A 15,580-nucleotide genomic window follows, 5' to 3' on the forward strand; every position below is an offset into this window, starting at 1 on the left:
GCGGGTGACGTACTGCAACCTCCCACAGGAGGTTGCAGTACGCGGTAAGGCATCAGGCCTTTTGCGTCTGGTTCTTAATAAAGTAACCAATACCCAGAATGACCAGCCAGACTGGGATCAGCCAGACAGAGATCGCCATGCCCGGCGTGGTCGCCATCAGCACCAGAATCGCCGCCAGGAAGATCAGGCAAATCCAGTTACCCGCCGGATAGAGCAGCGCTTTGAAGCGGGTGGTGACGCCCTGCTGATCTTTCTTACGACGGAACTTGAGGTGTGCCAGGCTGATCATCGCCCAGTTGATCACCAGCGCGGAGACGACCAGCGACATCAGCAGGCCAAACGCTTCGCCCGGCATCAGGTAGTTGATCAGCACGCACAGGGCAGTAGCAACAGCCGAGACCAGAATGGTTAAGACCGGTACACCGCGACGATCGACTTTCAGCAGCGCTTTCGGCGCATTGCCCTGCTGTGCCAGACCAAACAGCATGCGGCTGTTGCAGTAAACGCAGCTATTATAGACCGACAGGGCCGCCGTCAGGATCACCACGTTCAGCGCATTCGCCACCATGGCATCGCCCAGCTCGTGGAAAATAAAGACGAACGGGCTGACTTCTGACGTGACACGGCTCCATGGCATCAGAGACAGCAGCACCGCCAGCGAACCAATGTAAAAAATCAGGATACGCCACAGCACCTGGTTAGTTGCTTTTGGAATGCTCACTTCCGGGTTGTCAGCTTCTGCAGCGGTGATACCCACCAGCTCCAGTCCGCCGAACGAGAACATGATAATTGCCATGACCGCGACCAGACCGCCGATGCCGTGCGGGAAAAAGCCGCCCTGTTCCCACAGGTTGCGCACGGTCGCCTGCGGACCCGCGTGACCGCTGAACAGCAGCCAGCCACCAAACAGGATCATGCCGATGACCGCAACCACTTTAATAATGGCGAACCAGAACTCCATCTCACCAAACACTTTCACATTGGTCAGGTTGATGGCGTTGATCATCACGAAGAAGATGGCGGCTGAGGCCCAGGTCGGAAAGTCTGGCCACCAGAACTGGATATATTTACCGACGGCAGTGAGCTCTGCCATGGCAACCAGTACGTAAAGGACCCAGTAGTTCCAGCCTGAGGCGAAGCCGGCAAAGTTGCCCCAGTATTTATACGCGAAGTGGCTGAAGCTGCCGGCGACCGGCTCTTCCACCACCATTTCACCCAGCTGACGCATGATTAAAAAGGCAATAAAACCGGCAATCGCATAGCCCAGAATAACGGCCGGTCCGGCGGATTCAATGACCGATGCGCTGCCCAGAAACAGCCCGGTTCCCACTGCACCACCCAGCGCGATGAGCTGAATATGGCGGTTCTTAAGACCACGTTTCAGCGCTTCGCCTTGCTGTTGTTCCATACAAACCTCATGATGTTTTTATTCTTCGTTCGCAGCGCAGTCCGCTGTAATGAAGTAGTTACAATAACGTATTGATTATTTTACGGTATCTGGCCTGCTGAATGCTGCCCTGTGCTACCCTGGCGACAAGAATAGTGATAAGCGAATCGCTTTGCACCTGCTTTCGCCTTTCGTGCTGAGAGTTGACTGAAAAAACGCCGTCCCGGTCACGTCTGTCCCCCCGCAAACTTCTGCCATGAAATGCCGTTAATGACGAATAGCTTTCACTTATGGTTACCGCTACGCTCAGGCCCTAAGCGGGTGTAAGGTTTGGTAAAAGTGCATTTATTTAACATTTACAGGAACGAGGATTTTTCATTTTTTTAACCGCGAGTTAGCGTCAGCACAGGCTTGCGGGGGATGTGAATGTCGCAGACACCATATAGACACAAGGTGAATACTTTGTTACTTTACCGGCACCTCTTTGCAATTGGTATTACCAATTTACTCCGGACGATTGGCTTAATAAGAAGGGATGATGGCTTACAGTAAGATTCGCCAACCCAAGCTCTCCGACGCTATCGAGCAACAGCTCGAATCCCTGATTATGGAAGGGACACTGCGTCCGGGAGAGAAGCTGCTCCCTGAGCGCGAACTCGCTAAACAATTCGATGTCTCACGTCCATCTCTCCGCGAAGCGATCCAGCGCTTAGAAGCCAAAGGATTATTGCTGCGCCGACAGGGTGGCGGAACATTCGTACAGGAGCATCTCTGGCAAAGCATGAGCGATCCACTCGTTGAGCTTCTCGCCGACCATCCGGAATCACAGTTTGATCTGCTGGAAACACGTCATGCATTAGAAGGCATCGCGGCCTATTACGCAGCTCTGCGCGGCACGGAAGAAGACCTGCTGCGCATTCGCGACTGCCATGTGCATATTCAGCAGGCGCAGGACAGCGGCGACTTAGACGCCGAAGCGGACGCAGTGATGCAGTATCAGATCGCTGTCACAGAAGCGGCCCATAATGTTGTGCTTTTACATTTGCTACGCTCAATGGGCCCTATGCTGGAACAAAACGTTCGTCAGAATTTCGAATTGCTCTACTCGCGCCGGGAAATGCTGGCAAAAGTGAGCGGTCACCGCGCCAGAATCTTTGAGGCGATTGTGGCTCGTGAGCCAGAAAAAGCGCGCGAGGCTTCACACCGTCACCTGGCGTTCATAGAGGAAATCTTGCTGGACAGAAGTCGGGAGCAGAGCCGTCGAGAACGCTCCCTGCGTCGTTTACAGCAACGTAAGGAATAACGTGCGACAAAGATCGTACGGACATCAGACGAGGCTGCCTGCATCTGCTTTAACAGGCTCCCGATTATTCAACGTATTAGACACAGATAAGGAACACACCCATGTCAGAACGTTTACACAATGACGTGGATCCGATTGAAACTCGTGACTGGCTACAGGCGATCGAATCGGTCATCCGTGAAGAAGGTGTTGAACGTGCACAGTATCTGATTGATCAGGTACTGGGTGCAGCCCGCAAAGGCGGCGTAAAAGTGGCTGCAGGTTCGTCTGCAATCAGCAACTACATCAACTCTATTGCCGTTGAAGATGAACCCGATTATCCGGGCAACACCTCTCTTGAACGTCGTATCCGTTCCGCAATCCGCTGGAACGCCATCATGTCGGTGCTGCGCGCGTCGAAGAAAGATCTGGAACTCGGTGGCCATATGTCCTCCTTCCAGTCTTCTGCGACGATTTATGAAGTGTGCTTCAACCACTTCTTCCGCGCCCGCAGTGACAAGGATGGCGGCGATCTGGTCTATTTCCAGGGCCACATCTCTCCAGGCATCTATGCCCGTGCGTTCCTTGAAGGTCGCCTGACTGAAGATCAGATGAACAACTTCCGTCAGGAAGTTGACGGTAAAGGCCTCTCTTCTTATCCGCACCCGAAACTAATGCCGGAATTCTGGCAGTTCCCGACCGTATCAATGGGTCTGGGTCCATTGTCAGCGATCTATCAGGCGAAGTTCCTGAAGTATCTGGAACACCGTGGCCTGAAAGACACCTCTGCTCAGACCGTTTACGCCTTCCTGGGTGACGGCGAGATGGATGAGCCGGAATCTAAAGGTGCGATCACCATCGCCACCCGTGAAAAACTGGATAACCTGGTCTTCATCATCAACTGCAACCTGCAGCGTCTGGATGGCCCGGTAACCGGTAATGGCAAGATCATCAACGAGCTGGAAGGCATCTTTGCCGGTGCTGGCTGGGAAGTGATCAAGGTCATCTGGGGCGGACGCTGGGATGAGCTGCTGCGCAAAGATACCAGCGGCAAGCTGATTCAGCTGATGAACGAAACCGTTGACGGTGACTACCAGACCTTCAAATCCCGTGATGGTGCCTATGTGCGTGAGCACTTCTTCGGCAAATATCCGGAAACCGCGGCGCTGGTTAAAGATATGTCCGATGATGAAATCTGGGCATTGAACCGTGGCGGCCACGATCCGAAGAAAATCTATGCGGCACTGAAAAAAGCGCAGGATACCAAAGGCAAGCCAGTACTGATCCTGGCGCATACCATCAAAGGTTATGGTATGGGCGACACCGCGGAAGGCAAAAACATTGCTCACCAGGTGAAGAAGATGAACATGGATGGCGTACGCTATATCCGTGATCGCTTCAACGTGCCGGTTGCTGACGATAAAATCGAAGAACTGCCGTACGTCACCTTCGAGAAAGGCTCAGAAGAGCATGCTTATCTGCACGGCCAGCGCGAGAAGTTAGGCGGCTACCTGCCAACGCGTCAGCCGAAGTTCACTGAGAAGCTGGAAATGCCAGCACTCGAAGAGTTCAGTGCGCTGCTGGACGAGCAGAACAAAGAGATCTCGACCACCATCGCCTTTGTGCGTGCCCTGAACGTGATGCTGAAGAACAAGTCGATCAAAGATCGTCTGGTTCCGATCCTCGCCGATGAAGCGCGTACCTTTGGTATGGAAGGTCTGTTCCGTCAGATTGGTATCTACAGCCCGAACGGTCAGCAGTACACCCCGCAGGACCGCGAGCAGGTTGCTTACTATAAAGAAGACGAGAAAGGCCAGATTCTGCAGGAAGGGATCAACGAGCTGGGCGCAGGTTCATCCTGGCTGGCTGCGGCGACCTCTTACAGCACCAACAACCTGCCGATGATTCCGTTCTACATCTATTACTCGATGTTCGGCTTCCAGCGTATCGGCGATCTGATGTGGCTGGCGGGCGACCAGCAGGCACGCGGCTTCCTGGTCGGCGGCACCTCGGGTCGTACGACGCTGAACGGCGAAGGTCTGCAGCATGAAGATGGTCACAGCCACATTCAGTCGCTGACTATCCCGAACTGTATCTCTTACGATCCTTCATACGCTTATGAAGTGGCTGTCATCATGCATGACGGTCTGGTGCGTATGTATGGCGAAGCGCAGGAGAACGTTTACTACTACATCACCACGCTGAACGAAAACTACCATATGCCAGCCATGCCGCAGGGCGTGGAAGAAGGTATCCGTAAGGGTATCTACAAGCTGGAAACGGTAGAAGGCAGCAAAGGTAAAGTGCAGCTGCTGGGCTCAGGTTCTATCCTGCGTCACGTGCGTGAAGCAGCGCAGATCCTGGCGAAAGATTACGGTATCGGCTCTGATGTCTACAGCGTGACCTCGTTCACCGAGCTGGCGCGTGATGGCCAGGATTGTGAGCGCTGGAACATGCTGCATCCGACTGAAGAAGCGCGTGTACCTTACATCGCTCAGGTGATGAACGACGCACCAGCTGTTGCTTCAACCGACTACATGAAACTGTTCGCTGAGCAGGTTCGTAGCTATGTCCCGGCCAGCGATTATCGCGTACTGGGTACCGATGGCTTTGGTCGCTCTGACAGCCGTGAGAATCTGCGTCATCACTTCGAAGTTGATGCATCTTATGTGGTGGTTGCCGCGCTGGGTGAGCTGGCTAAACGCGGCGAGATCGAGAAGAAAGTGGTGGCCGATGCGATCACCAAATTCAATATCGATGCCGATAAAGTTAACCCGCGTCTGGCTTAAGAGGTAATAGAGTAATGGCTATCGAAATTAAGGTACCGGATATCGGGTCTGACGAAGTTGAAGTCACCGAGATTCTGGTGAAAGTTGGCGACAAGGTGGAAGCCGAGCAGTCGCTGATCACCGTGGAAGGCGACAAAGCCTCAATGGAAGTGCCGTCGCCACAGGCTGGCGTAGTGAAAGAGATTAAGATCTCTACCGGTGACAAAGTTGAGACCGGCTCACTGATCATGGTGTTTGATGCTGAAGGTGCTGCTGAAGCAGCACCAGCACCGGCCGCAGAGAAAAAAGCGGACGCGGCGCCAGCGCCAGCCGCTGCTGCGGCCACTGCCAGCAAAGAAGTGGCGGTTCCGGATATCGGCGGTGACGAAGTCGAAGTCACTGAGATTCTGGTTAAGGTTGGCGACAAAGTCGAAGCCGAGCAGCCATTGATCGTGGTGGAAGGTGACAAAGCCTCCATGGAAGTTCCGGCTCCGTTCGCGGGTGTGGTCAAAGAGATCACCATTGCGACCGGCGACAAAGTCAGCACCGGTTCAGCCATCATGGTCTTTGAAGCAGAAGGCGCAGCACCGGCCTCTGACGCGAAACCAGAAGTGAAAGAAAAAGAAGAAGCGGCATCGGCACCCGCCGCTGCTGCGGGCGCAAAAGAAGTCAACGTGCCGGATATCGGTGGTGATGAAGTCGAAGTTACCGAGATCCTGGTCAAAGTTGGCGACAAAGTTGACGCTGAGCAGTCACTGATCGTGGTTGAAGGCGACAAAGCCTCAATGGAAGTCCCTGCGCCGTTTGCAGGTACGGTCAAAGAGCTGAAAGTCGCAACCGGCGATAAAGTCAGCACCGGCTCATTGATTATGGTGTTCGAAGTCGAAGGTGCTGCTCCGGCTGCCCCTGCGGCAGCGAAACAGGAAGCCGCTCCGGCGCCTGTTGCGAAATCTGAGGCTAAGCCAGCCGCCGCGGCACCAGCAGCCAAAGCCGACAGCAAAGGTGAGTTTGCAGAGAACGATGCTTACGTTCACGCGACCCCGGTGATCCGTCGCCTGGCGCGCGAGTTCGGTGTTAACCTGGCGAAAGTCAAAGGCACCGGCCGTAAAGGTCGCATCCTGAAAGAAGACGTGCAGACTTACGTGAAAGACGCCGTGAAACGCGCTGAAGCAGCACCTGCTGCGGCAAGCGGCGGTGGTCTGCCGGGCATGCTGCCATGGCCGAAAGTTGATTTCAGTAAGTTTGGCGAAATCGAAGAAGTCGAACTGGGTCGAATCCAGAAAATTTCTGGCGCGAACCTGAGCCGTAACTGGGTGATGATCCCGCACGTTACGCATTTCGACAAAACCGATATCACCGACCTGGAAGCGTTCCGTAAGCAGCAGAATACTGAAGCAGAGAAGCGTAAGCTGGATGTGAAGTACACGCCTGTCGTGTTCATCATGAAAGCAGTCGCTGCGGCGCTTGAGCAGATGCCACGCTTCAACAGCTCGCTGTCTGAAGATGCGCAGAAACTGACGCTGAAGAAATACATCAACATCGGTGTGGCGGTTGATACGCCAAATGGCCTGGTCGTTCCGGTCTTCAAAGACGTGAACAAGAAGGGCATCACCGAGCTGTCGCGTGAACTGATGGCGATTTCGAAGAAAGCGCGTGACGGTAAGCTGACAGCGGGCGACATGCAGGGCGGATGTTTCACCATCTCCAGCTTGGGCGGCCTGGGTACCACACATTTCGCGCCGATCGTTAACGCGCCGGAAGTGGCTATCCTGGGTGTCTCTAAATCGGCGATGGAGCCGGTGTGGAATGGTAAAGAGTTTACGCCGCGTCTGATGATGCCGATTTCTCTCTCCTTCGACCACCGCGTGATCGACGGTGCTGATGGTGCGCGATTCATCACCATTATCGGCAATATGTTGTCTGACATTCGTCGTTTAGTTATGTAAATGTGAAGAAGGCCGGCGGATGCCGGCCTTCCTTTAACGATTCGTCGCGCCGCTGTTGGCAGTTTGTTAACAATTCTGTAAACTCTTGCGGTGAAAGTCCCGGTGGAACAAGGGCATTATAAGAACGTCTGACCCGCCGGATATCAATTAAGAGGTCATGATGAGTACAGAGATTAAAACCCAGGTCGTGGTACTTGGGGCAGGTCCTGCAGGTTACTCTGCAGCCTTCCGTTGTGCGGATTTAGGTCTGGAAACCGTACTGGTAGAGCGTTACAGCACCCTCGGTGGTGTTTGTCTGAACGTCGGTTGTATCCCATCTAAAGCGCTGCTGCACGTTGCTAAAGTGATTGAAGAGGCGAAAGCCCTTGAAGAGCACGGCATTGTGTTTGGCCAGCCATCTACTGATATCAACAAGATTCGCAGCTGGAAAGAGAAGGTTATCAACCAGTTGACTGGCGGCCTGTCAGGTATGGCAAAAGGTCGTAAAGTCACCGTGGTAAATGGCCTGGGCAAATTCACCGGTGCTAACACCCTGGTGGTTGAAGGAGAAGGCGGCGCGACCACCATCAACTTCGATAATGCCATCATCGCTGCGGGTTCACGCCCAATCGAACTGCCATTCATTCCACATGAAGATCCACGCGTCTGGGACTCTACCGATGCGCTGGAACTGAAAGAAGTGCCGAAGCGTCTGCTGGTTATGGGCGGCGGTATCATCGGTCTGGAAATGGCGACGGTATATCACGCGCTGGGTTCAGAGATCGATGTGGTTGAGATGTTCGACCAGGTTATCCCGGCTGCGGATAAAGACGTGGTGAAAGTCTTTACCAAAAAAATCAGCAAGAAATTTAACCTGATGCTGGAAACTAAAGTGACCGCCGTTGAAGCAAAAGACGATGGCATTTACGTTTCAATGGAAGGCAAAAAAGCACCAGGCGAAGCGCAGCGTTATGACGCGGTGCTGGTGGCCATCGGTCGTGTGCCGAACGGTAAAGGTCTGGATGCCGGTAAAGCGGGCGTGGAAGTGGACGATCGCGGCTTCATCCGCGTCGACAAACAGATGCGCACCAACGTGCCACACATCTACGCTATCGGCGACATCGTCGGTCAGCCAATGCTGGCGCACAAAGGCGTGCATGAAGGCCACGTTGCGGCTGAAGTGATCTCTGGTCTGAAGCACTACTTCGATCCGAAAGTGATTCCTTCAATTGCCTATACTGAGCCAGAAGTTGCCTGGGTCGGTCTGACCGAGAAAGAAGCGAAAGAGAAGGGCATCAGCTACGAGACCTCCACCTTCCCGTGGGCTGCCTCTGGCCGTGCTATCGCTTCTGATTGTGCAGACGGCATGACCAAGCTGATTTTCGACAAAGAGACGCACCGTATTATCGGTGGCGCGATTGTCGGCACTAACGGTGGCGAGCTGTTGGGCGAAATCGGTCTGGCCATTGAGATGGGTTGTGATGCGGAAGATATTGCGCTGACCATCCACGCTCACCCGACCCTGCATGAGTCAGTCGGTCTGGCTGCAGAAATCTTCGAAGGCAGCATCACCGATCTGCCTAACGCGAAAGCGAAGAAGAAGTAAGTTTCTGCCGCTGCAAAGAGAAAGCTCCCGCTATGGGGGCTTTTTTTTGGTCTGTCATTTTGATCATAAGCGTCAGTAGATTCTGCCATTCATTCCTCTGACAGACACGTTAGACCGAGAGCAAATCGCCCGGAATCGCACTTCAATATTACTGATATTCAGCCTTTGTGCTGCCGGACTAGCAATGCCAGTAAGCCGTTAACCCCTGACGTGCGAGGCGGTTTGTCAAAAAGCCCGGCAGGGGAGGTGGGGCATCAGAACGGCTATATAGATTTAAGAGAAGGCATGTTACCTGCCAGGAATGTGCGGATGGCATTGTCGATGACTTCACGCGTCAGCTCTGACTCTGCGACGATAATTTGCAGACCAATACCACTACGATAGCCATGCTGGATGCGATGACCAGGGGTGATTACGGGTGGGGTGTCGCGGAGAATCTCTCCCACACGCTTGTTAATGTAATCATGATATGTCATCCCGCCGAACTGGGGATAAGCAACGCGGGTGCGCTTTACCTGCTTATAGCTGACAATCTTTCCTTTCGCGTCATAGTTGGACACTGTCTCTAAACGGAATTCATCCTCCAGTTGGGTCTGGTCAAGCATTGCAGTGGCCTCATTGAGTACCCGGTTTTCGATGATATCCATGCGAGCCACATCAGCAGTAACGATCTCGGCGTTCCAATAGATGGTGGGATCTTGATCATCCAGGAAAAGAACATCACTCCAGGTCCAGACCCAGCCCGCCGCAATAGCCTCTGCGTTTTCAGAATCACAATCATCGTAATGTAACCCACCGCAGCGCCCACGCTCGTGATGGATAAGATTTTTGATGTGCTGAACACGCGTGCGACGGTGGCGGCGGGAAAGGGAGGTGAAAGGCTTGAATTTGCGGGGCATGGGTTACTCTGCGCAATTTATGCTGGGAGGAATCCAGCCCCGCAGTTTAGCGAAAGGAAATGATGAGAGCTAGCGAAATAGCGGGGTTATAAGGAGCGAGCGGCCAGAAAGAGCTGCTGTGTGCGTGCCCTTCGATTTACGTTCAGCGGCGCACCTCCCACGCCGCCACCCGTTCAACAAACATCTGCGCCAGTTCAGCAATGGCGCTGTTGCCGGGCAGCCTCTCTTCATTGATGTACATCACCAGCGTACTACTGCGCCGGCGGCCCTGAAGCAACGGCAGGGGACGGAGTTCACCGCTCTTTAAAAGCCCGGCAATGTTCTGTTCCGGCAGCCAGCCATAGCCTAGCTGGTGCTGGACCGCTTCAATCGCTGCCGACAGGGTAGTGAATGACCAGTTTTCTGCCTGATCGCCACTCACCTCTGACTGTTGCTGTTGCTGGCGATCCAGAATGGTAATGCAGGGCCAGCGCGCCAGTGTGGCAGCATTAAGCGGGGCAGGTTCACTGTGCAGCGGGTGATCGCGATGGGCGACGGCAACGAAATCGACGCTCATCAGGCTTTCGCCAGCCAATGGCTCAGCGCCATATTGCGCCACCAGCCAGAGATCGGCCTGTTGTTCCGCCAGCCTGTCTGGGGTTTCGCTACGGACAATTTCGCTGAACCAGATGCGCACATGTGGATAGCGTTGCTGAAATATATTGAGCACATCAAACAGCAGAGGTTTTGGAAAGGTAGCATCCACCATTAAATCAATGCGCGAACGTTCACCCCGTCGCAGGGCACTGGCCTTAGCTTCAAGCGCGCTAAATCCTTCCAGCAGTGGACGCACCTGTGCAAGTAACTGATGTCCTGCTGCACTCAGGACGGCACGGCGTCCCACCTGCTCCAGCAGTTCCATGTCGAGCCGTTGTTGAAGCAGACTCAACTGATAGCTCAATGAGGACTGGCTACGATTATTCTTCTCCGCTGCCAGCGCAAAACTCCCTTCCTTTACGACGGCGTCGAGCAGATACCACTGTTCCAGCGTTGTTTTGTACATGGTAACCCATCTAAAAAATGAATGATTTAGTGCTAAAAATAGCGTTATTCATCGCTTTTGTAACGCGCAATAATCACCTCAAGGAAAACAAATGAGGAATTAATCATGAGCACTTTTGATAAACATGACCTGTCTGGCATCGTTGGCAAACATCTGGTTTACACCTATGACAACGGCTGGAACTACGAGCTCTACATTAAAAATGCCAGCACCATCGACTATCGCATTCACAGTGGTATGGTCGGCAATCGCTGGGTTAAAAATCAGCATGTTTATGTGGTTCGCCTGGCGCAGGATGTCTATAAAGTCTCCTGGACTGAACCAACCGGCACTGATGTCAGCCTGGCCGTTAATCTGGCGGATAAAATTTTCCACGGCACCATCTTCTTCCCACGCTGGGTCATGAACAATCCGGAAAAAACCGTCTGCTTCCAGAATGAGCATCTGGAAGAGATGGCGAAATTCCGCGAAGCGGGTCCGGCTTATCCAACCGAAGTGATTGATGAGTTCGCGACGCTGACCGTAATCCGCGATGTCGGTGAAAATAATGAAAGCGTGATTGACTGCCCGCCTGATCAGCTGCCCGCCAATTTTCCGGAAAACCTGAAAAATTAAGAGTGAACAGAAGAGGTCATGATGACCTCTTCTGCTTAGCTATTTATGACTTGTAGCTTCTGATGTGTAACGTATGAGGACGAAAAAATGGATTTATCGACGAAGGTTTTTATCAGCAGTGACCAGCACGACGGTTTCGGTGTCAGTTCCACCATCATCATGGGTGAGAAAGAGGCGATGTTAGTCGACGCCCAGTTCACGCTGTCGAATGCGCATCGATTAGTCGCTGAAATTATCGAAACCGGTCTGGACCTGAAACGCATTTTTATTACCCACCTGCATCCCGATCATTTCATGGGTCTTGAAGTGATTAAATCTGTCTTTCCCGATGCCGAAATCTTCTCCTATAAGCAGGTCGCCGAAGACGTTAATGACGCCTTTGATTTCAAAATTGATTACTGGGGTAAGCAGGTATTAAAAGAGAATGGTGCCCGCACTAAGTTTCCGATTACTGAACTGGAAGAGGATACGATCTGGCTGGAAGGGCAGGAGATTAAAATTCTGAGCGATCTCAGCGGCGATTGCATCCGCGTGACACCACTCTGGATCCCCTCGACAAAAACGCTGATCGCTTCCGATGTGGTCTTCGCTGATGCACATGTCTGGATTGCCGATATGCGTACGCCGGAGCGCATGGCGAAATGGATGGAAAGCCTGGACAAGCTGGAAGCACTGGAGTCGGAAGTGCTGATCCCAGGCCATTCACGAACCACGCCAACCTTCAGCCCATCAGCGATTGGCTTTACCCGCACCTATATCAAAGATTTCATCAGGACGCTGCATAAGGTCAAAAACAGTGAAGAGCTGGTGCAGGAGATGGAGCGAATCTATCCCAACCTGCCGGTGAAAATCTGTCTCGACTACAGTGCGCGAATTCTGAAAGATCACTCCGTCTGGCCGGGTGACTGGCCGGTATCACTGCGGGAAATGAAAACCACGCTGTAATCCTCTGACGCGAGAAGAGCACCAGGCTGATCTCCGGCCTGGTGTTAATCACCTTCTGAATCACCCTCCGCTGTATGCCAGATGCCTGCCGTTTCTATTCCTGCCAGTTATCTATTTCACTGAATCATTTCGTTAAACTCGTGGCAAAGCTGACGTCATGATGCTGCCATTGCAGTGGAATGCGGTAATCTGCTGAGAGACCCAATCAGCTGACTGAGCAGGCTGATGCGGGCGCATAAACGGGCAGAATGGGCGCAGTGGATTATGTTGTATTTTTGTAAACAGATTAACAAACAGACGAAATCCTGCTATTCTGCCCTCCGCGAAACCGGGCACCTCAACCTGGACGAGAAAGGGAAGTGTGTTCTCCATAAGTGAGCAAGGTGGTCGGAAAGCCCTACATAATGAGAGCGAGGATAACGTCGTGCTAGAAGAATACCGTAAGCACGTTGCCGAGCGTGCTGCCCAGGGAATTGTACCTAAGCCTTTAGAGGCTTCCCAGATGGCCGCGCTGGTTGAACTGCTGAAAAATCCACCTGCGGGTGAAGAAGAATTTCTGACCGATTTATTGGTCAACCGAGTCCCACCTGGCGTCGATGAAGCGGCGTATGTCAAAGCCGGTTTCCTGGCGGCTGTCGCCAAAGGCGAAGCAACCTCTCCTCTGATATCTCCTGAAAAAGCGGTTGAACTGCTCGGCACCATGCAGGGCGGTTACAATATTCATCCGCTGATTGAAGCGCTGGACGATAGCAAACTGGCGCCCATCGCGGCGAAAGCCCTTTCACACACGCTGCTGATGTTCGACAACTTCTATGATGTCGAAGAAAAAGCGAAAGCGGGTAATGAATACGCGAAGCAGGTGATGCAGTCCTGGGCCGATGCGGAGTGGTATCTGGCACGCCCTGAGCTGGCTGAGAAAATCACCGTTACGGTGTTCAAAGTCACTGGCGAAACCAACACTGACGACCTTTCTCCGGCCCCGGATGCATGGTCACGCCCGGACATCCCACTGCACGCCCTGGCGATGCTGAAAAATGCCCGTGAAGGCATTGAGCCGGATGAAGCGGGCAATATTGGCCCGATCAAACAGATCGAAGCACTCAAGTCCAAAGGCTTCCCGCTGGCCTATGTCGGTGATGTGGTCGGAACCGGTTCTTCACGTAAATCCGCCACCAACTCGGTGCTGTGGTTTATGGGCGACGACATCCCGAACGTGCCGAATAAAAAAGGCGGCGGCGTGGTGCTGGGCAGCAAAATTGCACCCATCTTCTTCAACACCATGGAAGATGCGGGCGCACTGCCGATTGAAGTGGACGTTAATGCCCTGAACATGGGCGATGTTATCGACATCTATCCGTTCAAAGGCGAAGTCCGCAACCACGAAACCAACGAACTGCTGGCCAGCTTCGAACTCAAAACCGAAGTGCTGATTGACGAAGTGCGTGCCGGTGGCCGTATTCCGCTGATCATCGGTCGCGGCCTGACCACCAAAGCGCGCGAATCGCTGGGTCTGCCTCACAGCACCGTGTTCCGTCAGGCGAAAGATGTCGCGGAGAGCACCCGTGGTTTCTCCCTGGCGCAGAAAATGGTTGGCCGTGCCTGTGGCGTCGCCGGTATTCGTCCGGGTGCCTATTGCGAACCGAAGATGACCTCGGTTGGCTCGCAGGATACCACCGGTCCGATGACCCGTGACGAGCTGAAAGATCTGGCTTGCCTGGGCTTCTCGACCGATCTGGTGATGCAGTCCTTCTGTCACACCGCCGCCTATCCTAAGCCGGTGGATGTGAACACGCACCACACGCTGCCAGACTTCATTATGAACCGTGGCGGTGTCTCACTGCGTCCGGGCGACGGCATTATTCATAGCTGGCTGAACCGTATGCTGCTGCCGGATACCGTAGGAACCGGCGGTGACTCCCATACCCGTTTCCCAATCGGCATCTCTTTCCCGGCGGGTTCAGGCCTGGTGGCGTTTGCGGCAGCGACGGGCGTTATGCCGCTCGACATGCCGGAATCGGTACTGGTGCGCTTCAAAGGTAAGATGGAGCCAGGCATTACTCTGCGTGATCTGGTTCACGCCATTCCGCTGTATGCCATCAAACAGGGTCTGCTGACCGTTGAGAAGAAAGGTAAGAAAAACATCTTCTCTGGCCGCATCCTTGAGATTGAAGGTCTGCCGGATCTGAAAGTCGAGCAGGCGTTTGAACTATCCGATGCGTCAGCCGAGCGCTCCGCTGCGGGCTGTACCATCAAGCTGGATAAAGCGCCGATTATCGAATACCTGAACTCCAACATCGTGCTGCTGAAGTGGATGATCGCAGAAGGCTACGGCGATCGTCGTACGCTGGAGCGTCGCGTTGAAAGCATGGAGAAATGGCTGGCCGATCCTCAGCTGCTTGAGCCGGATGCGGATGCTGAATATGCCGCCGTGATCGAAATCGATCTGGCTGACATCAAAGAGCCGATCCTCTGTGCGCCAAACGATCCGGACGATGCCCGTCTGCTCTCTGACGTTCAGGGCGAGAAGATTGACGAAGTGTTTATCGGCTCGTGCATGACCAACATTGGTCACTTCCGTGCCGCCGGTAAACTGCTGGATAGCCATAAAGGCCAGCTGCCAACCCGTCTGTGGGTGGCTCCGCCAACCAAGATGGATGCGGCACAGCTGACCGAAGAGGGCTACTACAGCGTATTCGGCAAAAGCGGTGCGCGTATCGAGATCCCGGGCTGTTCACTCTGTATGGGTAACCAGGCCCGTGTGGCTGATGGTTCGACGGTGGTTTCTACCTCGACCCGTAACTTCCCGAACCGTCTGGGTACCGGCGCTAACGTCTACCTGGCATCTGCAGAGCTGGCGGCAGTGGCTTCACTGTTAGGCCGTCTGCCAACGCCGGATGAGTATCAGCAATTTATGGCGCAGGTCGATAAAACGGCCAGCGACACCTATCGCTATCTCAACTTCGACCAGCTGGCGCAGTACACCGACAAAGCTGACGGCGTGATTTTCCAGACCGCGGTCTGATTCTTCACCTGCCAGTTATGACTAAGGGGCGATGATTCGCCCCTTTTTTACGCCTGTGCATTGAGGGCGGTTCGATCAAAAGCTGGATT

The 15,580-nt window shown here is 53.7% G+C and carries 10 protein-coding genes; 7 read left to right on the forward strand and 3 right to left on the reverse strand.

What is annotated here, in order from left to right; genetic code table 11:
* Window positions 1-52 precede the first annotated feature (52 nt).
* A complete protein-coding gene (gene aroP / locus AC6I8C_RS03285) occupies window positions 53-1,408 on the reverse strand; it encodes an aromatic amino acid transporter AroP (RefSeq protein ID WP_033731581.1) in 1,356 nt (451 codons plus the stop codon).
* Window positions 1,409-1,925: 517 nt separating this feature from the next.
* Here aroP and pdhR point away from each other — a divergent pair.
* The 4 genes from pdhR to lpdA all read left to right on the forward strand — a co-directional run bounded on the left by pdhR (window position 1,926) and on the right by lpdA (window position 8,968).
* On the forward strand, window positions 1,926-2,690 hold the full coding sequence (gene pdhR / locus AC6I8C_RS03290) for a pyruvate dehydrogenase complex transcriptional repressor PdhR (RefSeq protein ID WP_033781878.1): 765 nt from the start codon (window positions 1,926-1,928) through the stop codon (window positions 2,688-2,690).
* Between the two features lie 101 nt (window positions 2,691-2,791).
* Window positions 2,792-5,458, forward strand: coding sequence for a pyruvate dehydrogenase (acetyl-transferring), homodimeric type (gene aceE / locus AC6I8C_RS03295; RefSeq protein WP_013356789.1), 2,667 nt, complete (start codon window positions 2,792-2,794; stop codon window positions 5,456-5,458).
* A gap of 14 nt (window positions 5,459-5,472) precedes the next feature.
* A complete protein-coding gene (gene aceF, locus AC6I8C_RS03300; RefSeq protein WP_497821603.1) occupies window positions 5,473-7,383 on the forward strand; it encodes a pyruvate dehydrogenase complex dihydrolipoyllysine-residue acetyltransferase in 1,911 nt (636 codons plus the stop codon).
* A gap of 160 nt (window positions 7,384-7,543) precedes the next feature.
* Window positions 7,544-8,968 (forward strand): dihydrolipoyl dehydrogenase, encoded by a 1,425-nt coding sequence (lpdA, locus tag AC6I8C_RS03305; RefSeq protein WP_010253950.1) that lies wholly within the window; start codon window positions 7,544-7,546, stop codon window positions 8,966-8,968.
* Between the two features lie 263 nt (window positions 8,969-9,231).
* On the opposite strand, the gene AC6I8C_RS03310 is transcribed toward lpdA, so the two are convergent.
* Both AC6I8C_RS03310 and AC6I8C_RS03315 read right to left on the reverse strand, forming a co-directional pair.
* Window positions 9,232-9,867: a hypothetical protein gene (locus tag AC6I8C_RS03310; protein WP_497821604.1), complete on the reverse strand. Its 636-nt coding sequence runs from the start codon at window positions 9,865-9,867 to the stop codon at window positions 9,232-9,234.
* A 142-nt stretch (window positions 9,868-10,009) separates the two neighbouring features.
* On the reverse strand, window positions 10,010-10,909 hold the full coding sequence (locus tag AC6I8C_RS03315; protein ID WP_497821605.1) for a LysR family transcriptional regulator: 900 nt from the start codon (window positions 10,907-10,909) through the stop codon (window positions 10,010-10,012).
* A gap of 105 nt (window positions 10,910-11,014) precedes the next feature.
* Here AC6I8C_RS03315 and AC6I8C_RS03320 point away from each other — a divergent pair, with 105 nt between their 5' ends.
* From AC6I8C_RS03320 to acnB, 3 genes are all read left to right on the forward strand, one after another.
* On the forward strand, window positions 11,015-11,524 hold the full coding sequence (locus AC6I8C_RS03320) for a phenolic acid decarboxylase (RefSeq protein WP_497821606.1): 510 nt from the start codon (window positions 11,015-11,017) through the stop codon (window positions 11,522-11,524).
* An 87-nt stretch (window positions 11,525-11,611) separates the two neighbouring features.
* Window positions 11,612-12,469, forward strand: a complete 858-nt coding sequence (locus tag AC6I8C_RS03325) for an MBL fold metallo-hydrolase (protein ID WP_497821607.1) — start codon at window positions 11,612-11,614, stop codon at window positions 12,467-12,469.
* 424 nt (window positions 12,470-12,893) lie between these two features.
* Window positions 12,894-15,491 carry a bifunctional aconitate hydratase 2/2-methylisocitrate dehydratase gene (gene acnB, locus AC6I8C_RS03330; protein WP_497821608.1) on the forward strand — a complete coding sequence of 866 codons (2,598 nt, stop codon included), beginning with the start codon at window positions 12,894-12,896 and terminating at the stop codon, window positions 15,489-15,491.
* The last annotated feature ends 89 nt before the right edge of the window (window positions 15,492-15,580 follow it).

This window comes from Pantoea sp. X-Soil-YNGN-844, assembly GCF_059730595.1.